Below are 23,674 nucleotides of genomic sequence, written 5' to 3'. Positions count from 1 at the left end.
CCGCTGGCATTCCGACGGCACGTTTGCGTGTCTGCGGTTTGACCGTCTGCGGTTTGCAAGCCGGCAGCCAGCTGATTTCGATGACTGAGCCGTCTGTAATCGCTTGCAGATGCTTGAAGCCGTTCGGGACCGCCCGCACCGTGTCATCATGCGCCCCGCCGCCCGTGCCTTGTCGTCACATGACTTGTCATCCCGTGACATATCGGCAATGCGTGCGAAACGAGATTCGCCTACTACGGCAAGGGTATTCGGATTCCCTAATGTCTGGAATTCCGGGACCCCGCCACAAACCACACCCAAGGAGAGTTTGGAATGACCTACGATTTCACGTCGCTGATGGAACGGCACGGCAAGGACGCGCTCGCCGTCGATGGTCTGGGTTCCCAGCCAGGATTCGCTCCGGATCCGCCAAAACCCGGCTTCGACGTGATCCCCATGTGGATCGCTGACATGAACTTCCCCACGGTTCCCACCATTGCGCAGGCGATTATCGAGCGCGCGAAGCATCCGGCTTTCGGATATTTCCAGATGAGCGACGAGTATTTCGATGCGATCGCCGGCTGGCAGCGCGACCGCAACGGCGTCAGCGATATTCCGCGAGAGGCGATCGGCTATGAGAACGGCGTGCTCGGCGGATTGATGTCCGCCGTCGCGGCGTTTGCGGCTCCCGGAGACAAGATTCTGCTGCACAGCCCCACTTATGTGGGATTCACCATGGCACTTGAGAACGCGGGATACGCCATTGAGCACAGTCCGCTCAAGCTTGACGAGCACGGTGTGTGGCGCATGGATTTCGACGATATGGACCGTCGTCTCAAAGAGCATCACATCCATGTGGCGGTATTTTGCAGCCCACACAATCCTTGCGGTCGCGTATGGGAGCGGTGGGAAATCGAAGAAGCGATGGAAGTGTTCCGCCGCAACCATTGTGTGGTCGTCTCCGATGAAATCTGGTCGGATATCTTGCTTGACGGGCACCGGCACATCCCCACGCAAACGGTGAGCGAGGATGCGAAGCGTCGGACGGTCGCCTTGTACGCGCCGTGCAAGACCTTCAACGTGTCCGGCTTGGTCGGCGCGTATCACATCATCTACGACAGCTATCTGCGCGACCGGGTTGAGGCGCAGGCGTCAAAGTCCCATTACAACGAGGCCAATGTGCTCGCCATGCACACGCTGGTCGGCGCCTACACGCAGGAAGGTCGGCAATGGCTTGATGAGCTGCTTGTTGTGTTGTCGCGCAATGTGAAACTCATGTTTGATTACCTGTCGTCGGTTGACGGCGTGGAACTCGCCCGACCGGAAGGTACGTACATGCTGTATCTGGACTGCTCACGCTGGTGTCGGGAGCACGGCGTGACCATCGGGGAGCTTGAGAAGCGCGGCTGGGATGTGGGCGTCGCCTGGCAGGACGGTGTGATGTTCGGCATGCCGGACTCCATCCGCATGAACGTGGCGCTGCCGGAGAGCCGTGTACGTGAGGCGATCCGCAGACTGCAAGAATACGTGTTCTGACGTCCCGTTTTGTCGGCCGCCGGGCTGTTCGTTCTCGGCGGCAGGTAAGCCGGCATTGCGGCGGCTAGCATGGAAGACATGGCAGATGTGAAGATGATGGGCCCGAACGAGTTGCGCGAATACGCGAAACGCGGCCAACGCGAGCATGATGAGGTGAACAAGGAGCTGGAACGTCGTTGGCATTCATACGACGGCTTCCTGCCGGACATGCCCTTCAAGTCGATTCTCGACGGCGACGACGGCGAGTGAGCGGCGGCGGGCTGGTATCTGGTCGTGGTGCGACTGCTGCGTCGCACGGCAGGCGGATTCGATTTGGTTTGGGATTGACGCGGTTGGTATTTGCCCGCTGTGTGATCGGACTGTCGCATGACGGGCATATTAGGGGGTCGGTCTGAGCAAGGGCTGGTCGGTATCTGTCCGCTGTGCGACTACCGTGCCGCATAGCAGACGGGTGCCGCAGCAGTGTGCCACGTCAGTGATCCAGCTCGTCCGCATCCGCATAGAACGCGAGAATCCGCTCAAGATAAGGCCCAAGGATTTCGTTCGGCATGCTGAAGATTTCATGCAGCGCGCTGGGGACGCGCACGAGTTTCGCGTTCCCCCCGGCGTTGAGCACCCAGTGGATGAAACGGTTCTGCGACTCATTGAGCACCCATTGGTCCCGCTCCGCTTGGAACAGGAGCAGTGGGGTGTCGATATTCTCGCATGCCTGCGGCTTCTGCACCGCGTGTGACAGCTTGAGTGACTGCCGTACCCATTCGAAGGTCGCCGCATACGTCTGGTTGTGTACATCGTCGATGCGTTGCTGCTGATACCAGCGTACTCGCGCCTCACATGCCCCTTGATGGTCGCTCATATCGAGTTCAGGCGTGAACTCGCTTTGGCCGAATACGATGTGCTTGCCCAATCCGCAGGCGCACATCAGACTTGCGGCGAGATAAGCGATCCAATTCGGCATTCCTGTCTGCGGGGCGATCATCGGGCTGGAGAGCACGGCCCGGTCAAACGTGTCCGGATACGTTTCCAGCAGCGCGGCGCCAATGCCGCCCCCCATCGAATGACTGTACAGGAACAGCGGCCGTCCGCCCGCGTATTCCCTGCCCACGTCGAAGGCGAATTTGTTGAGATCGGCGACGTATCGATGCCAATCATCAATCCACACCAGGGATGGATTGTCGATATCGCGTACGGAACGGCCATGCCCGCGGTGTTCAAAGAAGCACACGGAATATCCGGCGAGGAGGAAATACCAGATCATCTCGCTGTATTTGGTGGCGAATTCAGTGAACCCGTGTGAGATGACGATCGCGCCGTTGAACATTGCCGTAGCGCCTTCGACATTGAGTTTGTCGAATTCCCTGGCGTCATAGCACACGTAATGCAGTTTGCCTTCCGTTGCCGGCTCGCCGAGCCCGGGCGCCTGCGCGGGGTCCATCCATCCCTCGGTGCTGCATTGCTTGAGCGCGGGCATGACCACGGTGTCCATCTGCGCTTGGTAATGGCTTTCGTCGATCAGCGGAATCGTCATGACATCTACTGTAGTCGAAACGGATTATCCGGGTATTGGTCATCCGTGGGGCTAATGGCCAATACCCAGGCGTTATTCAGCTGTCACAACGCTTCACCGCGACAACGCGATATGGCGATGCCGCGAGTTGCTTGATTCATGCCCTCGGCGTCATGCCTAAAGCCTGGATCAGGAAATCGCGTTGCAAGATCAGCAGATTGCGCGCGACTGTCGGGTCGTTGGTCATATGGGTGATGCCGGTGAGCGGCAGGAAGGTGTGTGGCTTTCCGGCCGCCATGAGTGCCTGCGATAGGCGCAGCGAGTTGGCGATACTCACGTTGTCGTCCGCGAAACCGTGAATCAGCATGAGAGGACGGGTCAGATTTGGCGCATCCTCGATGATGCTGTTGGCGCGGTAGGTTTCCGGGTCGAGGCCGAGATACCGCTCCGTGTAATGCGTATCGTACAGAGTCCAATCGGTGGGCGGTGCGCCGGCGCATGCCGCCTGGACCGTGTCGGGGGCGTCGAGAACGGCGAGAGCGGACAGGAACCCGCCATACGACCAGCCGATCATCGCCACACGGTCGGTGTCCGCTTCCGGGGCGGCTTCCTGCAAGGCGCGCACGGCCTCGACCTGATCGGCGAGCGTGACGCGCTTCATATCGTGGAAGATTTCGCGATCCCATCGCGGTCCGCGGCCGGTGGTTCCGCGCCCGTCGGCGGTGACGACCAGGAAACCTTGGTCCGCCCACCATTGCGCATCCCAGTACGCTGCTTGGCTGAGGATGACTTCCTGATGGCCCGGGCCGCCGTATGGCTTGAGTAGGACGGGCAGTCGTTGTGCACCTGCGTACGGGCTGTCGATGCTCGGCCGGGTGATGGCGGTATACAGCCGGTGCTCGCCCAATCTGACGAACCGTGTATTCGGCGTGAATCCGGGTGTTTGAGCATGATTGGCGATGTCGGCGCGCAAATGGTTGTCAAGTGCGGGGAACCGGTTCGCGGTCGTGGGGTCGCCGTCGGCGTCGAGCGCGAAAAGATGGACCATCTGTGATTTCGCATGATCCATATCCCTGCCGGACACGACGATTCCGCGTCCTGTGCGCGATGCGGTCCATACGCCTGGCGACATGGTGACCGGCGTGATCGAGCCGTCATAGCCGAATCGCACTACGTCGAAGCTGCGGGCGTCGTGTTCGTCCGCCTGGTCGGCCCATGCGTCCGGAACGTCGGTGGCCTGCGGATTATCGGGTGTACGTTGCACGACGGCAAGCACGTCGGTGTCGCCGACGTCCAGAACCGTGCACACCTGCCAGCCGACCGGGGTGAACGCCTTGCCGCCAACGGTGAGACGGTTGGTGTCCGTATCCATGTCGTTAAACGCGCATACCAGGCGCCCATCAGGGGTGAATGCCGGCGTTCCGGCGATCAAATCGAGCCACTGGGGGTTCGTGTGTTCTTCGAGCACGGTGGTGGTGCCGTTGTGTTCGACTTGGAGCACCTGGTCGTGGTTCTGCAGACGGTTCTGCACGAGCAGCAGCGGACGATGCCCCGCCGCCCACCGCACGACGGCGAGATACTCGTACGCCTTGCGATCCCATGCGGTGCGCCGGGCGTCCATGCCGCTGTACTGGCCGTGCCCGTCGAATTCGAGGTCAACCAGGGTGAGGAAGACGTCCGCGTTGCGGGTCAGAGCTTGTGGATAACGACGTGAGGTCGCGTTGCGGTCGGGGTTCGTGGGATCGCTGATATACCAAGTCGGTTCCGCGGAGCTGTCGAAGGTTTCGAAGATGACGGCGTTGGAGTCGGGCGACCACCAGAATCCGTCATACCGGTTCATTTCCTCGCCGGCGGCGAATTCTGCGAGGCCGATGCTCCATGTGTGTTCCGCAGGGTCGGGACCGTTATGAACGCCCCAGATTGCGTGGATGCCGTCGTGAAGCGGTGTGATGGCGTTGGATTCGTTGGATTGCGGCCAATCCGCGATATCCACCATGACCAGATGCTCGCCGGTTGTGTACAGCACATGATGGCCGTCCGGGCTGATGCGGGGGTTGAGCACCGGCAGCAAGTCGTTCGGATCGGTGTTGTCTACGGTGTCGAAGGCATCATCCTCGTCAGCGCAGGTGTGATGGGCGTGCGCGTCATCGATGTGCGGGGTGTCGTCAGCGTCCGGTGTCGCAGACAGAGCATCTACTGCAAGCTGTCGTGTGCGCGCACCGCAGCCGTCATCGTCGATTTGCGTGAGGAACAGCTGACCGTTGATGGTGAAGACCGCGCGGTCGCCTGCCGCATCGACCGAATATGACACGATGCCTTGCCCGCCTTCGCGTGCGCGTTCGCGACGGGCCTGTTCCGCGGCGGGAACTTCTTCGGCGTCGGCGTTGGGGAGCAATTCGCGCGGGTCGGCGAGCAGGATTTCCTCGTGTGTGCCGGTGGCGGTGTCGAATGTGCTCAGCCACAGAGATGTGACGCTGTCCTCCGGGCCGTCGGAGCGCAGGAACAACGCCCGGGTACCGTTCCCGATTACGGTTGCCGAACGCGGTGCTCCGCAGGTGAAGCGCAGGGTCCGGGCTTTATGTTCCGGGAACTGTTCGATGGCGGATTGGATGGTTGCCACGGCGGCAGATGTCGTCGCTGGTGTCGTGACCGTCGATGCAGTGATTGCTGACGTATCTGCGGAAGGCTTGTCGCCGGCCGCCCGCTCCGGCTTGCCGCTGACGGAACCGATGGTATGCGTATGAAGTTCACTCATGCTTTCAGCCTACTCTGATGAGGGCTTGTGAGGAAGGTATCGCGATTGAAGGCCGAGTGCAGTCCGTCGCTGTTGAGGACCGGTTCCGATTTCGTCCCGTGTTTTCCGATTTGGTCCATGGATTCGGGCATGTTGACGGGTTGCGGGCTTGCGGTTTGATGACCGGCGCGGATGGATTGTTGATATTCCACGGTTTCGTGATGCGGCTGTGGTTGGTGGTATGCATGAAGGTCAGTGCAATTGTGGACTGAATCGGTATTGGGGGTCTTGTTCTTTGATTTGGTCCATGGCCTGGTGGATTCAGGCTGTAGGGGCCAGCAATGGTTGATTGTTGTGATGTGGCCTAAACGTTGGAATTCCAAGGTTTTGCGGTGTTGCCGTGGTCGGTGGCCGGGTGTGGTCCTGCTTCTGCTCGGACTGGCTCCGATTTCGGCGTGTGATTCCCGATTCGGTGCCGGAGTGTCCGGTTTCCTCAACAATTCCGCCCTTCTCCTGATGACCTGAAGAATCCTCTCGCAATCCCGGCCCCGCTCTCCGCCCGCAAACGCAATAACCGAACATGCCGCCCGCGCGAGCCTGGTGAACCACTTTCATCTCTCCCACCTCAGCTCAATCCATCTCTCCCGACCCATCTCTTCCACCACAACCCCCACCTCACCTCAACCCCGCCTCCCCGAACCTCACTCCTCCCACCTCAACCCATCTCTTCCAATCCCCTCTAAACCCAACCCGCCTCTCAAACCCACCTCTCAATCCCCACCTCCTCAAACCCTGCCTCCCCCAATCCCAATCCCTCCCACCTCAGCTCAATCCCAACCCACCTCAACCCACCTCTTTCAACCCTCCAAACCCCACATCCCAACCCCACCTCGCCCGTTCTTCCCACAAATTCCCACAAACGCAAATCCCGCCAGCTTTCTGGGCGGCATCTCCATCCGTGCACCATTGAATGAAGAAATTGCAAGTATTGGCGTCTGATTTTGGTCGTGGTGGTGACACAGCGTAGGATGGACGAGGATATAGAAAGGGATCACTATGAGCGTTCTCGACCGTTTTGAAAAGAGCGTGGAAGGCGCCGTCAACGGTGTGTTTTCGAAGTTCGGGTCCAAGGACCTGCAGCCCGTCGACCTGTCAAGCGCCCTCGAGCGTGAGATCGACGCTGAAGCCATGCCGGTCGGCCGCGATCGCACGGTGGCCCCGAATGAGTACCGTTTTAAGCTGAGCACCCCTGATTTCGATCGGATTGAGCAGTGGGGCAGCGAGGCGCTCGCCAATGAGCTTGCGGATAATCTCACCCAGTACGCCAAGAGCCAGAATTACGCTTTTGTCGGTCCGGTTGTGGTGATTTTCGAAGAGGATCTTGACCTGAGCAAAGGCAACTTCAAGCTGAGTTCGGAATCCGTGCAGGGCAACGCAGTACCCGTCACAACCGACAACCAGTCGCAGGACAGCCCGATGCTCGAAATCAACGGCAGCCAGTATCTGCTGACCAAACCGAAGACGGTAATCGGCCGTGGTTCCGGCTGCGACATCGTCATTGACGACCCGGGCATCTCCCGCAAACATCTTGAAATCGACATCACCGATAACGGCGTGATCGCACGCGATCTCGGCTCGACGAACGGCACATTCGTCGAAGGGCATCAGATTCCCGCGGCCACGTTGCTTGACGGCAACACCATTACCATCGGCCGTACCCGCATCCTGTATTGGGCTTCGTCGCAGGATCAGGACTGACCCAGCCTGAGAGCGAGTTTCGTTATGCCCACCGAACTTACCTTCGCAATCCTCAAGTACGGGTATCTCATCCTGTTGTGGGTGTTTCTCTGGCTTGTCGTGCGTTCCTTGCGTCGTGACATCGAGACGTTCAGTCCCCACAAATCATTGTCGCGTCGTCGCCGTGATCGTAAAGCGCGCAAGGCGTCAAAGAGTCCCACACCCGCAGCGCCGTCTGCGGGCAGATCATCCGCGCCAACGCCGCGTCAATCCGCTCAGCCGACCTTGCTGGTCGTCATCGACGGCCCGCTCGCCGGAAGTTCCGTTCCTCTGGGGAACGCGCCGATTACCCTCGGCCGTGCGGCGTCCAATACCGTCGTGCTTGATGACGAATTCGTCTCCTCGCATCACGCCCGTGTCTATCTTGATCCCACAGCCGGCTCGTGGGTGATTGAGGATCTTGGCTCCACGAACGGTACGGTGGTCAATCAGCGCCGTATCAGCGCTCCGACGGTGTTGCCCGCTCGTGTCCCTGTCCGTATCGGCGCCACGACGTTCGAGCTGAGGTGATGCCTGATGCCGAATGCAGCCAAGCAGACGTTGTTCCTTTATTCGACCACCGTTTCCGATGTCGGTACGGTTCGCAGCAATAATCAGGATTCCTCCTTCGCCGGGGAACGCCTGATCGCCATGTGCGACGGCATGGGAGGTCATGCCGGCGGCGATACCGCGTCCACCATCGCCATTCGTTCGCTTGCTCATATTGAACAGGATGACGAGCAAAGCAGTGTGGAAGCTGTGGCGCAGATGATGGAAACCTCCGTGATGGCTGCGCATGATGCGATTGTCGGCAAAGCGAAACATGAACGCAAACTCGCCGGCATGGGCACGACGGTGGTCGCAGTCGCTTTGGTTTCCGGGTACTGGGTGCTGACGCATATCGGCGATTCCCGCGCGTATCTGCTTCGTGACGGGAAACTGTCGCGTATGACCACCGATCACAGCTACGTACAGCATCTGATTGACACCGGCCGCATCAGTCCAGCCGAGGCGCGCAATCATCCGCAGCGCAACGTCGTGATGCGTGTGCTCGGCGATTTTGACATCGACCCTCACCCGGATATCGCCATCTGCGAGGCGCATCCCGCCGACCGTTGGCTCTTGTGTTCGGACGGCTTGTGCGGCGTGCTGGAGGATTCGACCATCGAAGAAATGCTCAGCACGGTCTCCGACCAGGAGGAATGCGCACAGCGCTTGGTATCCATGGCATTGAAGGCCGGTAGTACGGATAACGTGACTGCTGTGATCGGCGATGCCACGCTCGCTCTTGACGCCGATGCCTTCGATTTGCCTCATCAGACTCCGTTGGTTGGCGGAGCGGCAAGCGCCAGCCTTGAAACGATCGCCGATATCATGCATAAACCGGTTGCTTCAGCTCCGGTTCTGCGGGCGGGCAAGAACTCACCTGCGCAGCGTGCGGCCGCGCTGATCCAAGGCGCGGTGCACGCAGGAAAAGATGAAGCGGCCAAGGAGGAGGAGCAAGGCCCGAAATCCCGTGTCGCACAGCCCTCGCAGGTGCGTGAGGAAAACGGCGAGATTCCCAATACCGACACCGGTGAAATCCCTGTCGTCAAGAAGCGTGACGGCCGTATATCCGCCGATCCCAACGATCCGGAGGTGGCGAAGGCCATCCAGCGCGAGCAGGCACAGCAGAAGCGGGCGCACCGCAAGCGCGTCCATCTGTCACGTCTTGGCATCATCGTCGGCATCGTCGTGATCATCGCCGCGTTGGTCGGCTTGGCTTTCGCAGGCTACCGGTGGAGCCAGACCAAGTATTACATTGGCGAGCATGACGGCGTAGTGTCGATTTATCAGGGCGTTCCGACGAATGTGTTCGGCGTTGAGCTGTCCCACGCCATCCAGGACACCGACATCAAGGTGTCGTCCCTGCCCCAGTCTTGGCGCGACCAGCTGCATGACGGAATCACCGTGGACAGTTTGGACGAGGCGCGCAGCCACGTCAAGCTGATTGAGCAGGAGATGAAGAACTTCAAGGCGACCGAACGGGCAAACAACAAGGGGTCTACGGATTCCAGCGATTCCAAGTCGGCGAGCCCCTCGGCGAGCGGATCGGCAAGCCCGTCCGCCGCATCCAGCCCGGCTGCGCTGCGTGTTCCCCTTGTCCCCATATCAGGCGTGGCTGCATGGTCCGCCGATGTATGGGTGGTGATCGGATGATCGTCACTCGTCTGCGCCAGATGTCGTTGATGCTGTTTGCGATGGCGGTCAGCTTCATCGGCTTCTTCCAGATGTTTGAACGCACCGTCGGGTCGTTCCCAAGCGAATACATGATGCTGCTGAGCGTTGTCGCGGTGCTGTTCATCATCTTGTGGTCGCTGTTGCTGAAATTCCAGCCGTACGCCAGCCAGTCGATTCTGCCGTGCGTTCTGCTGCTGACGGGCATCGGCATCACGCTCATCTCGCGCATCGATCAGCAGAAAGGTACGCACGTCGGCACGAGACAGTTGATTTGGCTGTGCTTGGCGTTGGTGCTGTGCTGCATTCTTGTGATCTGCCTGCGTGATTATCGCGTGCTCAGGCGGTTCTCGTACGTGAGCATGGTGGCTGGCATCGTACTGTTGCTGTCCCCGATGATTCCGGGTCTGGGCAAGACAATCGGCGGCGCGCGGATCTGGATTGGCATCGGCTCGTATTCATTGCAGCCGGGTGAATTCGCCAAGCTGTTCATCGCGTTCTTCTTCGCCGCTTATCTGTTCGATCATCGTGACCAGCTCGCCGTCGGTGGCAAGAAGGTGCTGGGTCTGCAGTTGCCGCGCATCAAGGATCTGGGTCCGATTATGGTGGTCTGGGCCATGTCAATGGGCGTGTTGGTGATTCAGCGTGATTTGGGTACGTCGCTCATGTTCTTCGCGATGTTCGTGTGCATGCTGTATGTGGCGACCGGCCGGAAGAGCTGGATTGTCATCGGCATTCTCGCGTTTGCGGCAGGTGCGGTCATCGCCAGCCGCATGTTCGCGCATGTGGACAACCGTATCGATGCTTGGCTGCACCCCTTCGACGCGAAGGTGTACAACCGCCAGGGCGGCTCCGAGCAGTTGGTGACCGGCCTGTTCGGCCTTGCGTCCGGCGGTTTGATGGGTACCGGGCTCGGACAGGGGCATCCGAGCCTGACACCACTGGCGAATTCCGATTTCATCTACTCGTCCGTGGGCGAGGAACTCGGTTTGACAGGCTTGTTGGCCGTGCTCGCCTTGTATCTGGTGATCATCGCCTCCGGTTTGATTACCGCGATGAAAATCAAGGATGGATTCGGCAAGCTGCTCGCCTCGGGACTGGTGTTCACGATGGCCGTGCAGGTGTTCACCGTCGTGGGCGGTATTACATTGGTGATTCCGCTGACCGGTCTGACCATGCCGTTCATGGCTGCCGGCGGTTCTTCGCTGATTGCGAATTACATTCTGATCACCTTGCTGCTGATCATTTCGAATGCTGCGAACAAGCCCGAACCCGAGCTGACTTCTGACACCTTCCAGTATGAGGCTTTGGCCGTGCTGCGCGACCATGAGCTCAAGGAACGCGCAAAATCAGCCGCGCAGGCCGCCAAGGACGATGAAAATCAGCCTCGGCACGGCGCTCACGCAAGCCACGCAAGCCATGCGACCCACGCCGACGACGCAGAAGACGCCGTGCAGGCAACCCAAATCGAGGATGCCCCGACCATTATGGTCGACGACGCATCGCAGCCGGAAGGGCTGTATGATGCCGAAGAACAAGACAATCGCGATGAACAAGACGATTGGGCCGATTGGCGTGATTTCGCCGATGATGATGATTCTCCGGCCACGACGACCAGCCATTGGCCGACGCGCGGGGCCCAGACAGAACAGGTCGAAGACGCGCAGAACCAGGCCGCGCAAGACGGGAACGGCGGCACTCCCCCGACTCCCCCGGCGCCGCCGCAATCCACGCCGCGAACGGTGAAAGGAGGAGCCCGATGAACAAGAGCCTCAGGCAGATTTTCACTGTCGTCGTCATATTGTTCGTGATTCTGGGGTGCTCCACCACGATATTCACCGCATTCCGCGCGAACGAACTGAATTCCGATCCGCGTAATCGTCGTGCGCTGTACTACCAGTTCAGTGCCCCGCGAGGGTCGATTCTCGCGTCCGACGGCACTGTCCTCGCGAAGTCCGACCCGTCGAACGATGCGTTCTCCTACCAGCGTTCCTACTCGAGCGGTGAGGAATACGCGCCCGTCACCGGCTTCTTCTCCATCAGCCAGAACGCCGACCGCGGCATCGAAGCGTCGAGGGCCGCGTTGCTTAGCGGTACGTCAAACGCGCTGGCGATACAGAAATTCAAGGCGCTGCTCACCGGAACCGAGAACAAGGGCGCATCCATCGAGACATCCATCAGCACAAAACTGCAGGATGTCGCCTATCAGGCGCTCTCCAGCCAAGGCTATGACGGCGCGGTCGTCGCCATCGTGCCGAAGACCGGCAGAATCGTCGCGATGGTGAGCACGCCCAGTTACGATCCGAACGTGCTCGCGCAGCATGATACGACGAAGGTCAACAACGCTTACGCCCAGCTGACATCGAACTCAACCAATCCAATGCTCAACCGCGCGACTTCCGAACTGTATCCGCCCGGGTCCACGTTCAAGACGGTCGTCGCGGCGGCGGCGTTGGAAAGCGGCAAATATCAGGCGGACACGCAGATTCCTGCCGGCAGTGCGTATACCTTGCCGAACACGGCAACCCAGCTGACGAACGCCACCCCGGCGGCGAACGGCACCAATGGGCAGTTGACCCTGTCCGACGCCCTCGCCTACTCGTCCAACACCGCATTCGCCCAGCTCGGGGTCACACTCGGTGGGGACGCCATCGCCGAGCAGGCGAAGAAATTCGGATTCGGCCAGTCAATCACCGTAGATGGTTCCGCTTCCACCGGCAGCCCGATGAAGGCAGTCGCCTCCACCTTCCCATCGAATCTGCCTTCGGACAAGCTCGCCCTCGCGTCTATCGGCCAGGGTGATACGCTCGAAACCCCGCTGCAGAATGCGATGATCGCCGCGGCTATCGCCAATGGCGGCACCCTGATGCAGCCGACGTTGGTCGACCGTGTGCGTGCCAGCGATTTGTCGACCATCTCGGAAACCAGCCCTACGGTCATGTCCCAAACCATGAGCTCGAACACCGCTTCCGCTCTGACCGGCATGATGGAGGACGTGGTCACCAAGGAAAGCCCGACGCTCGCCATCGACGGCGTCAAGGTGGCGGCGAAAACCGGCACTGCGCAGATTGGCACAGACAACCAATCGACTGACGCGTGGGTGATGGGCTTCGCTCCCGCAGACAACCCGCAGATTGCGGTCGCTGTTGTGGTACATAATGTCAATACATTCGGTGTTACCGCTGCCGGGCCGATTATGAAGCAGGTGATGGAGGAGGCGTTGAAGCAGTGAGACTGATTGAAGGACAGCTGATTCATCGCCGTTACCGCTTGGACCGCAGACTCGCGCAAGGTGGTATGGGCGAGGTCTGGAAAGGCTATGACATCCAGCTTGGGCGTCCCGTCGCCATCAAAGCCTTGCGCAGCGATGCGGCGGACAGTGAGGCGAAACTGCGCCGACTGCGTGCCGAGGCCCATAATTCCGCGAACCTCGCCCACCCCAATATCGCCGCGCTGTTCGAATACTACGAGCATGACGGCATCGGCTTCCTTATCATGGAATACGTGCCGAGCAAATCCTTGGCGGATATCTATCACGAAAAAGGTGCGATGGATCCCACCGAGTTGCTGCCGATCCTGATTCAGGTGGCGCGCGGACTGTTCGTGGCGCATTCGCATGGCGTGATTCACCGCGATGTCAAGCCGGCGAACATCATGGTTTCCGATGATGGAGAAGTGAAAATTACGGATTTCGGCGTGTCGTACTCCACAAATCAGGAGCAAATCACCCAAGATGGCATGGTGGTAGGTACAGCGCAATACATCTCGCCGGAGCAGGCACAGGGCAAGCAGGCTACAGCCCAGTCGGACATTTATTCGCTGGGTGTCGTCGCCTATGAGGGGCTGTGCGGGCATCGCCCGTTTACGGGAGCGACCCCGGTTGATATCGCTGCGGCCCATGTGAACGAGGCTGTTCCTCCGTTGCCTGACACGGTTGATTTGCAGTTGCGGCAATTTGTGATGTCCATGCTGGCCAAGGACCCGCGGGATCGTCCGAAAGACGCTCTCGTGGTGTCGCGCACGCTGTCACGTATTGATCGACGGCTGATGGACCAGGAAACCAAACTGAGCGATGACACGACCATCGTGCCGTCCCACGGGCGTCTGCCCCGAAGGGTGAGCAGTACGCCGCATGTCGGCGCGGCGGCCACGGCAGGCATGTCGGACGCGCAGCAGCCGAAACAAGTATTCATTAGCGGGACTGCGGAGCCGCGGACAGTGAGTTCGACATTCCGCCCGCAATGGAAGGAGCAGCAATGAGCAGCAGTGTACCCACTTCGTTGGCGAACGGCCGGTATCAGCTCGGCCAGCTCGTTGGCCGGGGCGGCATGGCGGAGGTGCGCGTGGCGCTCGACAAGCGTCTGGGGCGTACCGTCGCCATCAAGATCATGCGCTCCGACCTCGCCAATGACGAGATCTTCCTCACGAGGTTCCGCCGTGAGGCCCATTCGGTTGCACAGATGAACAACCCGAATATTGTGAACATCTACGATTCGGGCGAGGAGACCATCGTCAACGACAGCGGGCGGACCGAGCGGGTGCCGTATCTGGTGATGGAATACGTCAAGGGGCAGACCCTGCGCGACATCATCAAAGCCAACGGCCCGCTCAGCCAGCGTGACGCCGAGCAGGTGATGCTTGGGGTGCTCAACGCGCTCGAATACTCGCATCGCATGGGCATCATCCACCGCGATATCAAGCCCGGCAACATCATGATTTCCGACCAGGGTGTCGTCAAGGTCATGGATTTCGGCATCGCGCGTGCCTTGGACGATTCCGCCGCCACGATGACCCAGTCGCAGGGTGTGGTCGGCACCGCCCAATACCTCTCCCCGGAGCAGGCGCGTGGTGAGACCGTAGATATGCGCTCCGACCTGTATTCCGCCGGTTGCGTGCTGTATGAGATGCTGACCGGCCGTCCGCCGTTCACCGGCGATTCCGCGGTCGCCATCGCCTACCAGCACGTCTCCGAGGCTGCGACGCCCCCGAGCGCGGTGATTCCCGGTCTGCCGAAGATGTGGGACAACATCTGCGCGAAAGCCATGGCGAAGGATCGTCAGAACCGGTACGCGACCGCGACCGAGTTCAAGAACGATATTCTGACCTTCATGAACGGCGGCGTGCCGATTGCAGCCACGTTCAACCAGTTGACCGACCTGGCGAACCCCGCCACGCGTACCGGTGGCGAAACGGCGACCCAGGTGCTCACCCCACCGCAAGTCGCCACGCAGACCAACCCGGTGATGCCGACGACCACGAACCCGTTCGTGGAGACGGAAGGCGAGACGCGCGCCCAGCAGCGTGAGGCTGAGCAGCAGCGCAAGAAGAAGCGCATCATCATTGCCGTGGTGGCCGCTATCGTCGCCATCGCCGCAATCTGCGGTATCGTGTTCGCTCTTACGCATTCCAAGAAAACGCAGATGGTCACGGTCCCGACCTTCTCCTCCTCCACCACCGAAGCGGGCGCCGAGGCGAAGCTTGAGGCGGTCGGTCTGAAGATCAAGGTGGAGACTGATACGAACTCCACCGAGCCGAAGGGCACGTTCACCAAGCAGTCCCCGGCGGGCGGCAAGAAGGTGGCCGTCGGCTCGACGGTCAAAGTGTGGTTCTCGGCCGGCCCGTCAACGGGAACGGTTCCTGATGTGAGCGGCAAATCGCAGGATGACGCGCGTTCGACGCTGGAGGCTGCCGGATTCAAGGTGGCCGCGAGCACGCAGACCGAGGACAGCGACACTGTGGCCAAGGACAATGTGACGCGTACGAGCCCGGCTGCCGGGTCCAAGCAGTCGAAGGGCACGACGATTCTGCTGTACATCTCCTCGGGCATGACCAAGGTGCCTGATGGTCTGGTCGGACAGTCGAAGGATACGGTCCTCAAGACCTTGCAGGAGCGTGGATTCAACACGTCCGTTGAGGAGGAGAACTCCGATACGGTGCCTTCCGGCGCGGTGACGCGACTCGACCCGGTGCCTGGCACCTCGATCGAGCAGGGGTCCACCATCAATGTGTATGTGTCCAAGGGCAAGGAGCAGGTGACTGTCCCCTCGGTCGTCGGGGCAACGTATGCGTCGGCGAAGTCCACGCTCGAAGGCCTCGGCTTCACGGTGTCCAACTCGACGCAAGGCGCCAAGGACACCGATCTGGTGACCGCCCAGAATCCGACTGCCGGAACGCAGGCGAATAAGGGCGCCTCGATTACGCTGACCACCAAGTCGGCATCGTCGTCGGCATCGTCGTCGGCATCGTCGTCGTCCTCATCTTCGGCCTCGACGTCGCAGGGAACGGATAACCAGCAGGGAAACGGCCAAGTGCGGCAGTAACGGCTGATAGCTATCCGCCTGCCGACGTGTGATGGTCCGGAACACTGCATTGGTGGTGTTCTGGGCCATCACGTTGTTGTGGGTGTTGCGGCTAACCGTTGTGGGTCTCCTGCTTCTGTGCCCAGCCGGTTATGCTGGCGGCCGGGTACAGTCCGGTGCCAGTGCGGACTGGATCGGGTTTCAAGTGTCGTTATCCGATTTGGTCCGTGTTTCGGGTGGTTCAAGCGGCTCGCTTGGCAATGATTAATTATCGTGGTGTGTGCGGATTATTGGTATTCCGTGGTTTCGCGGTGGTGTCGTGGTTGGTGGCCCGGTGTCGGTGGGCGTCGGTGTGGACTGATTCCGATGTCGTGGTGTGATTCGCGGTTTGGGCCGCGGATTTGGTCGGTTGCGTGGCCGGTGTGCTGCGCCTGGTCTTCGTGTGTGTTGTGGATTGTTGGTATTCTGCGGTTTTGCTGGAGTATCGTGGCTGGCCGGCGCGTCGCAGTCGGGTCTGTCACGGACTGGATTGGGTTTCGAGTATCGTTTTCTGATTCGGTCCGTGGTTCAGCCAGCATGGGCGACTGAGCTGAGGGTATGTGATAGTGATGATGCGGTCGGTTCATTGGAAATTCGTGGTTTTCCAATGTGACTGCGGCCGCCGGTGGATGGTGGTTGGTCCCCTGTTGTGGACTGAATCGCTTTTTCGGCCTTCATTGTCCGATTTGGTCCGTGGATTCGGGTGGCCTGAGTGGCTCGTCTGATGGTGGTTGATTGTCGTTGTGTGTTGGATTGTTGGTATTCTGCGGGTTCGTGGTGGTGTCGTGGTTGGTGGTCCGGTGTCGGTGTGGACTGGATCGGTCTTCGGCTCTCAATCTCGGATTTGGTCCGCAGGTTCGGGCCGCTGCGAGGCCGGTGTGATCGTCTGATTGCTGTGCAACAAGCAGAACATTGGTATTCCGCGGTTTTGTGGTGGTGCCGCGGTTGTCGGGAGCGTGTTGGGTGGGTGTCGGTGTGGACTGGTTCCGATGTCGTGGTGTGATTCGCGGTTTGGTCCGTGGATTCGGGTGGCCTGAGTGGCTCGTCTGATGGTGGTTGATTGTCGTTGTGTGTTGGATTGTTGGTATTCTGCGGGTTCGTGGTGGTGCCGTGATTGGCGGGCATGTTGCGGTCGGGCATGTTGTGGACTGGATTGGGTTTCGAGTAGCGTTTTCTGATTCGGTCCGTGGTCCGGTCGACTTGTACACATGGTCTGGCGTCATCCACCCGTGCATGGTACGGGCAAATCATTGGAATTTCGCGGTTCTGTGGTGTTGCCATGGCAAATCCCTGATGCTAGGCCCTATGGGATGCAGAGACTGATTCCGATTCCGCCTGCCGTTTTCGGATTCAGTGCCGGAGTGCCCGGTCGTCCGCCGAAATCCCACTCCCCTGGATTGACCCTCGAGCAACCCCGCCACTCAACCCGTCCAGATTGAACGACGAAACTGTCCAGAAAAAGTGATGACACCGAACAACTCAAATGAACAGAACACGCTGAGGAACGGTCGTTCCCGCCGCTCTCGACCACTCAATCTGGTCGCACTGGCGCCGCACTCAACGTAACCGGCGCGACCGGCATGATCAGCCGCCTCAGCTTAACCAGCGTAACCAGTTTGTGGGAGCATGGCTCTCTCGGCGCGTGCCTGCCTTGACTGCGGCTGATAACTGAACTTCGCCCTTTTGCACGAGTCTCCTGCTGAGGAGGGGGTGGGGATTGTAGTGAGCCCGCTGATAACTGCCGTTTCGCCCTTCTGCGCGTGTCTCATATCGCACGTACGCTCGAATCGCACTCGCCTATATGCGCCGCGACTACCGCGCCCGCCGCGCCGACAGCGGCCCGCCGCGACCCCATAGGTACGCGAAGCAATCAGCGGGTCTTCATGATTTTCGGTTGACGCCCCTGAGCCTTGTCCACGGCGTTCGTCTGTCCGCACACGGCGAGCCAGTTCGCCAGCAGCCGGTAACCATCCTGCGTCATGACTGATTCGGGATGGAACTGCACGGCATACATCGGCAGTTCGCGGTGCTTGATGCCCTGAATCGTGTGATCGTCGAGCGCACGCGCGGTGACAACCAGCTCGTCCGGCAGCGAATCCGGCTCAATGGCGAGCGAGTGGTAGCGGGTCGCGGTCATCGGGTTTGCGACACCGGCGAAGATTTCATCGTCGATATGCTCGACCTGGCTGGTTTTGCCGTGCATGATGGTCGGCGCATGGCCTACGGTGGCCCCGAAAGTCTCGGCAAGTGCTTGCAATCCGAGGCAGACCCCGAACATCGGCTTGCCGGTGGCCGCGCACAGTCGAATCATGCCTTCGCTCGCCCCGGATTCCGACGGGGTCCCCGGCCCAGGCGAGATGAGCACACCATCGTATCCGTCGATGACACCCGGCGTCGATGGGTCGATGGCGTCATTGCGCACGACATCCACGGTGGCGCCCAAGGTGCGCAGATACCCCACAATCGTGTAGACGAAGGAATCGTAGTTGTCGATGACCAGGATATGCGCTGAATCCGCCATTGCCTCTCCTTTACCGTTCCGTGTCGGCTGTGTCGTGTCAACTGTGTTGTGTCAGAAGGCACGTCATCAGCCGCATAATCAGCCAGCAGCAAGCCGCCAGTATTGCAAGCCATATTACACAGCGACATAGTTCGACATCTGCTGGAGTATCGGGATTGTGGACGCCGCCCACGGGTACACCCATTGGAGCAGGACGGTGGCCGCGGCGACGGCGAGCAATGCCGTGAGCAAGATGCGAATCGGCAGCACGCCCGGCTGAAGCCGAAGAATCGTGCCGTAAATGCTTGCATCCGGCCGCTGCCGACGTCCCTCGTGGATGGCTTTGAGCACCGGCCAACGCCACACGATGGCGGCCGCGATGAACAGCACGGCGTAGATGATGAGCGCCCACTGTACAACCGGCGTGAGGGAATCGAGCTTCGAAGCCGCTGATGGTGTCGGCGCGCTGGAGAAGCTGACTGCCCCGGAAGCGTCCGAAGCGAGTTCTGCGGGGACGCCGTCGGAGACTTTCGCCCAGTACGCGAATTCGGCGTAGGCAATCCAGCGATGTGTCGGCGTGGAATACCGCGGTGTGCATGTCGTCATGGTGAGCATGCGCTTGGTGGGTGCGCTGCCCGGGTTGTCCGGATTGGCGGCGACCACTTGCGTTTCGGTCGGTAGTACGACAAGATGCCTGGTATACCGGTACACGTACCAGTAATCTTGGGTGCGGATGATGATGGCGTCGCCCGTCTGCAGTTTGTCGATATCTGCCAGCGGCGATCCGTAGCCGGCGCGGTGGCCCGCGAACGCGAAATTGCCGATCGCGCCCGGCATCTGGCTGTTGTCGTAATGTCCCATACCATGTTTGTTGAGCTGTTCGAGGCTGGTTCCTTGCACGATGTTGCGTACCCATTGGTTGCCGAACCGCGGAATGTAGACTTCCGCGACGAGCTCGCCCTCGTTTGCGCTGGCCGGCTGTACTGGGGGGTCGCCCGCCTGTTCTTTGGCGATTGCCGTGCCAGATTCGTTTGTTGCGGGCTGTGTCCACGTGCTGGTGGTTGATTCGCGTGTTTCAGCTTGGGTGTGTTCTGATTGCACGCCGGTCCACCAGAACAGCCATACGATGTACAGCGCGCAAATAACCGCCGCGGTGATGAGGAGTTCTGCGATGATACCGATAATCTGCCAACCGATGCCGAGGCGCCTGGCAGGCTCGGAATGAGCGGTGCGATTGGATTGTGGGGCAGATTCGGATTGCGTGGCACGCCCGGAGCGTAGAGCCTGCCCGGATTGCGCGGCGTCAGGCACTGATTGTGCGGTGTAATCGGCATCAGCTTGTGCCGGCGCGGCGTTGTGCTGACGCGGCTGTGCGGATTCGTATGACGGTGATGTCGGGTCGCTCATGATTGATTGTCCTAATGGGTGACGGTGGAATTGGGTGTCATGCGGTCAGTCCCCTTGTGTGCTGGCCGAAGATGGGTTTGACGTGGTCGTTCCGGCGAGACCAGAGGCGTCGGTATTACCGGAGTTGCTTGTATTGTTGCCTGTTGCGTTGTTACTGCTTGCTCCGGCAGCGGACGAATCGCCCGATACGCCTTCGGAACTGTCGGTGCCGGCCCCTTCGGAACCGGAGCTGGAACCGCCGGAATTCTCAGTCTCGGCATTCCAGTTGCCGGTCGCTGTGGCGTATTTCAGTGGCTGCATCACCAGCGGCGTTTCCGGGAATTTCAACGTATCCTTCGTTTCGACATTCCAGCCGAGGCCAAAAGCGCTCACATACTCTTGATACACCTGCACGGCCTGGGAGTCCGCTAGCGCGTCGATCATGTCCTCGGTCGGCCCGATTGCGGAAATCGTGTACGGCGGCGAATACTGTTTGCCCTGCAACATCAGGACATTGCCGACGCAAATCACAGCGGAGTTGAACAACACGCGCTGATCCTGAATCATCATCGCCTCTGCCCCACCGGCCCAGAGCGCGTTGACCACCGCCTCGATATCCTGCTGATGAATCACATAATCGTTGATATTCGAAGCAGAACCCGAGCTGTTCACCATCGTTTTCCACAACGGCGAATCGTCAAGCGTGACGGTGACGCCCGGCCCCTGAACAGCAGGAAGGACGGTGCTTGAGCCGGCGTCCTCGCTGTTGGAGGAGTCGCTGCTGCCCGTGCCGGCGAGTTTGTTCAACGTGTTGATTTGCGAGTTGAGTTTGCTGACTTCACTGCGCAGTTTGTTGGCTTGTTCGACACGCTGTTCAACCATCTGCGCCGTATCGGAGGTGACGGTTGCGGTGCGGTTCACGCGGATGTTGGTGGCGAGCAGGAATCCGGTGAGGGCGACGACGACGAACACGGCAATGCCGCCCAGCATGGAGTGTTTGACCCCATGTTTTCCGGTGTGTCTGCTCATTTCGCCTCCGCCGTGTTCGCTGCTTTCGAGTGTAGCCGCTATGATGACTTTTTAGCCTATTCGAATGGAGACTATGCACATGGCTGACGAAGAGCTGCACGAAACCGACGAGCAGTCGGTCGACAACGTGTCGGACGCCACCGCGTCCAATGATGGAGCGAATGGCGACGATTACGGCATCCCGATGGATGAAGTCGAAGCCGTGCTGAATGCTACCGCCGACAAATCATCGATGACTCCGCAGATGCAGCGCATGATGAAGCGTCAGGCTGAGAACACGAAGCGCGTCGAGGAAAGCATCAAGAGCACCAAGTCGAACCCGCGTTGGTTCGTGCCGCTGTTCTGCGCGCTGATGATTATCGGCCTGGTTTGGGCGGTGGTGTACTACCTGACCGGCAAGTATCCGATTCCCGCCATCGGCATGTGGAATCTCGCCGTCGGCGGCGCGCTGATCATGATCGGCTTCCTGATGACCATGGGGTGGCACTGACCGCTTATGGTTTCTCGGTGGCCGCCGCGTAGCGCGTAACGTACAGCGGTGGCCGCCGAGAGGCATGCGTAGTCGGCGAACGCCGCAATCCCGCCTCCCGCGCCGGAGTGTGGGTAGACAGGCGGCGTGGTGCGATGGGGCAGTCGGGGGACAACCGCCAACTCAGAGATCATCTACAACAGTTACGGCAGATTATCTACGCTTTCACGCACACGAACGCCGTTTTCTTCCCTGACATGGTCGTCAGAAATACGAAGGTATCTCCCCCATCCGCGATGTGATAACGTTTGCGCACCTGCGCCACACTCGCGGGATAATTCCGTACCGCGATATTCGCTTGCTTGATGCCGCGCAGCGTGTGTTTGACCGGTCCATATGCGTTGATGGCGAATGCTCGTCCCGGGAACGCATCAACCTGCTTGTCCGACACGAACAAGTGGCTGTTACTGTCGATTTGCGTGACGCCGAAACGCTGTGCGAGTAGGTCAAAGCAGCCGGCTTTCATCAGCGATGCGTTCGGCTCGTAGAGGTATGCAGGCTGGTCCGGGGCCGTCTGCTGGGCGTTGTGTCGCAGCTGTTTGCGTTCCTGGGCCTTTGTGCCGGCTGTGTCTTGGGCGCGGAAGCTGAATACGGTGTCGTCGTCGACGCAGGTGACTAGCGGGAAGGTGTCGGTTTCGCTGTCTTCGGCGCCGTGGCGGGTGATGATGAGCAGCAGCTCCTTGCACTCGTTGTGCACGGAGACGATGTGGATCTCCGATACCGCGGCTGGCGTCGTCGCGTCGTCGAGCGCGCGGTTGCAGTCCTGAGCGGCTTGATGCCAATCCAGCATCGGGGAGAGTTTGATGATGATGGTGGGCGCGATGCCGGCCAGTTTCGGCAGTATGGCAAGCATGTCGGGTGTGCAATCCGCGATTGCGTAGGTGCGGGAGCCGTGGGCGTCCCGGCGGGCGGGATCCGCCATGATGAGCGTGGCCGGGGGCAGTTCGTCTAGGATTGCGGCCGCGTCGGCGTTCACGGTCTTGGCGTTGCCGATGCCGAGCGCGTGCATATTGTGTTCTGCGAGCTCACACAGGTGCTGTTGGCGTTCGATGTAGACTGCGCGGTCGAATACGCGGGACATGTATGAGAAGTCGACGCCGAATCCGCCGGTGATGTCAATCAGCGTGGTGGGGCGCGGCGCCCCGGATGAGAGGCGTTGCGCGAGGTCTGCCTTGTATTGCGCGGTGGACTGGGATGAGCATTGTTCCATGGCCAGATGCGGGGGATAGATGATGTCCTTGCATGCCGCCCATTGGGGGAGTTTGGTGCGCGCGCGTTGCCAGCCTTCGATGCAGTCGAGCGCGACGGCGAGGTCGGTTCCGTCCTTGGAATGCGCGTGAAGCGCGATATCGCGCACCTGCTCTGTGCGGTGGGCGGCGATGAAGCGTCGTGTCTGCTCGTTGATATCCATGCCGCCATCATACGTGGGTGACACGGCGGATGGTTGTTGTGACGGTGACGGTTGGGGTGGGCTGGTTGGCATTGGTCGGGGAGGGCGGGCGATTATCCACCAAATGTGGATAAGTGGACAACTCGGTGGATAATCTGTGGGCAACACCACATCTAGGGGTCTTGTCGTTGGGAGACCACTAGAGAAATCTATCGAATATCGATAGATTTTGAAATTGTGGATAACTATTTGTGCACATCGTCCACACCTGAAAATCCTTGGAAATGCACAATTTGTGGATATGTATGTGGATAACTTGCACAGTTTTCCACGACTTATACCCCACTTATACCCAAGTTATCCACCGCCTTGTCAACAGATGTGGAAAACTACACCGGTGTAATTCCGTTTTGTGACTATTGCGCACTGTTATGTCGCTGCGGCACAAGCCTGAGAATCAGCAATCGACGGATGTGGGATTCCCATATTGGCCCAACTGCCCATATGCAGCACAGCTGTCGCACTGCGGCCTGATATTGGTTGCGTCGCACTCCCGGCCGCTCATATCCAGTCGGAGTGCGCTCGTCGGGTCGCATGGTGGTGTGATATGCGGTTCGCCGGCCGATGATCCGGTGGTATCGCGCCGCGGTGTGCTCGCACTGTCGCACCGCGGCTTGGTGCCGGCCGCTGAACGCTTCTGGTTGGTGGTATTCCCGTGGCGTGCGACCGCGAAATCGCACTGCGGCGAGATAC

Annotated in this window: 15 protein-coding genes and 1 pseudogene; 10 read left to right on the top strand and 6 right to left on the bottom strand. The window is 59.9% G+C overall.

Features of this window, described 5'->3' with window-relative positions; all coding sequences use genetic code 11:
- Window positions 1–312 precede the first annotated feature (312 nt).
- Together K315_RS0103665 and K315_RS09375 are read left to right on the top strand one after the other, a co-directional pair.
- On the top strand, window positions 313–1,515 hold the full coding sequence (locus K315_RS0103665; RefSeq protein ID WP_029576238.1) for a MalY/PatB family protein: 1,203 nt from the start codon (window positions 313–315) through the stop codon (window positions 1,513–1,515).
- Between the two features lie 78 nt (window positions 1,516–1,593).
- Window positions 1,594–1,764: a hypothetical protein gene (locus K315_RS09375; protein ID WP_238556455.1), complete on the top strand. Its 171-nt coding sequence runs from the start codon at window positions 1,594–1,596 to the stop codon at window positions 1,762–1,764.
- 223 nt (window positions 1,765–1,987) lie between these two features.
- On the opposite strand, the gene K315_RS0103655 is transcribed toward K315_RS09375, so the two are convergent.
- Both K315_RS0103655 and K315_RS0103650 read right to left on the bottom strand, forming a co-directional pair.
- Window positions 1,988–3,043 (bottom strand): alpha/beta fold hydrolase, encoded by a 1,056-nt coding sequence (locus K315_RS0103655; RefSeq protein ID WP_029576237.1) that lies wholly within the window; start codon window positions 3,041–3,043, stop codon window positions 1,988–1,990.
- Window positions 3,044–3,179: 136 nt separating this feature from the next.
- The gene (locus K315_RS0103650) at window positions 3,180–5,642 is read right to left on the bottom strand and encodes a S9 family peptidase (RefSeq protein WP_029576236.1); all 2,463 of its coding nucleotides are present in this window, start codon (window positions 5,640–5,642) and stop codon (window positions 3,180–3,182) included.
- Window positions 5,643–6,812: 1,170 nt separating this feature from the next.
- On the opposite strand from K315_RS0103650, the gene K315_RS0103640 reads away from it, so the two are divergent.
- Genes K315_RS0103640 through pknB form a run of 7 tightly spaced genes read left to right on the top strand, consistent with a single transcriptional unit; the run spans window position 6,813 to window position 16,069 of the window.
- On the top strand, window positions 6,813–7,514 hold the full coding sequence (locus K315_RS0103640) for an FHA domain-containing protein (protein ID WP_015449566.1): 702 nt from the start codon (window positions 6,813–6,815) through the stop codon (window positions 7,512–7,514).
- Window positions 7,515–7,538: 24 nt separating this feature from the next.
- Window positions 7,539–8,063 carry an FHA domain-containing protein FhaB/FipA gene (locus K315_RS0103635; protein WP_029576234.1) on the top strand — a complete coding sequence of 175 codons (525 nt, stop codon included), beginning with the start codon at window positions 7,539–7,541 and terminating at the stop codon, window positions 8,061–8,063.
- A 6-nt stretch (window positions 8,064–8,069) separates the two neighbouring features.
- Entirely contained in the window at window positions 8,070–9,731 is a 1,662-nt protein-coding gene (locus K315_RS0103630; RefSeq protein WP_029576233.1) for a PP2C family protein-serine/threonine phosphatase, read from the top strand.
- The gene (locus tag K315_RS09370; RefSeq protein WP_029576232.1) at window positions 9,728–11,512 is read left to right on the top strand and encodes an FtsW/RodA/SpoVE family cell cycle protein; all 1,785 of its coding nucleotides are present in this window, start codon (window positions 9,728–9,730) and stop codon (window positions 11,510–11,512) included. The genes K315_RS0103630 and K315_RS09370 overlap by 4 nt, the downstream gene beginning before the upstream one ends.
- Window positions 11,509–12,981 carry a peptidoglycan D,D-transpeptidase FtsI family protein gene (locus K315_RS0103620; protein WP_029576231.1) on the top strand — a complete coding sequence of 491 codons (1,473 nt, stop codon included), beginning with the start codon at window positions 11,509–11,511 and terminating at the stop codon, window positions 12,979–12,981. Before K315_RS09370 ends, K315_RS0103620 begins: the two co-directional genes overlap by 4 nt.
- Window positions 12,978–14,009, top strand: a complete 1,032-nt coding sequence (locus tag K315_RS0103615; RefSeq protein WP_029576230.1) for a serine/threonine-protein kinase — start codon at window positions 12,978–12,980, stop codon at window positions 14,007–14,009. Before K315_RS0103620 ends, K315_RS0103615 begins: the two co-directional genes overlap by 4 nt.
- Entirely contained in the window at window positions 14,006–16,069 is a 2,064-nt protein-coding gene (gene pknB / locus K315_RS0103610; RefSeq protein ID WP_029576229.1) for a Stk1 family PASTA domain-containing Ser/Thr kinase, read from the top strand. The genes K315_RS0103615 and pknB overlap by 4 nt, the downstream gene beginning before the upstream one ends.
- 1,888 nt (window positions 16,070–17,957) lie before the next feature.
- Here the strand turns inward: pknB and K315_RS0103605 are convergent.
- The 3 genes and pseudogenes from K315_RS0103605 to K315_RS09365 form a co-directional block, all read right to left on the bottom strand.
- On the bottom strand, window positions 17,958–18,608 hold the full coding sequence (locus K315_RS0103605; RefSeq protein ID WP_029576228.1) for an anthranilate synthase component II: 651 nt from the start codon (window positions 18,606–18,608) through the stop codon (window positions 17,958–17,960).
- A 114-nt stretch (window positions 18,609–18,722) separates the two neighbouring features.
- Window positions 18,723–19,994, bottom strand: coding sequence for a class E sortase (locus K315_RS0103600; RefSeq protein ID WP_029576227.1), 1,272 nt, complete (start codon window positions 19,992–19,994; stop codon window positions 18,723–18,725).
- Between the two features lie 276 nt (window positions 19,995–20,270).
- Window positions 20,271–21,002, bottom strand: a pseudogene (locus tag K315_RS09365) (DUF881 domain-containing protein); the annotation flags it as partial.
- A 73-nt stretch (window positions 21,003–21,075) separates the two neighbouring features.
- Here K315_RS09365 and crgA point away from each other — a divergent pair.
- Window positions 21,076–21,492: a cell division protein CrgA gene (gene crgA / locus K315_RS0103590; protein ID WP_029576225.1), complete on the top strand. Its 417-nt coding sequence runs from the start codon at window positions 21,076–21,078 to the stop codon at window positions 21,490–21,492.
- Between the two features lie 196 nt (window positions 21,493–21,688).
- Here the strand turns inward: crgA and K315_RS0103585 are convergent, their stop codons facing one another.
- Complete coding sequence (locus K315_RS0103585) at window positions 21,689–22,942, bottom strand: THUMP-like domain-containing protein (RefSeq protein ID WP_029576224.1); 1,254 nt, start codon at window positions 22,940–22,942, stop codon at window positions 21,689–21,691.
- Window positions 22,943–23,674: the final 732 nt, after the last annotated feature.

The organism is Bifidobacterium thermacidophilum subsp. thermacidophilum DSM 15837, from assembly GCF_000426425.1.
Classification (GTDB): domain Bacteria; phylum Actinomycetota; class Actinomycetes; order Actinomycetales; family Bifidobacteriaceae; genus Bifidobacterium; species Bifidobacterium thermacidophilum.
Note: the sequence above shows the minus strand (reverse complement) of the source record. Positions and strands in the feature narration are given on the sequence as shown.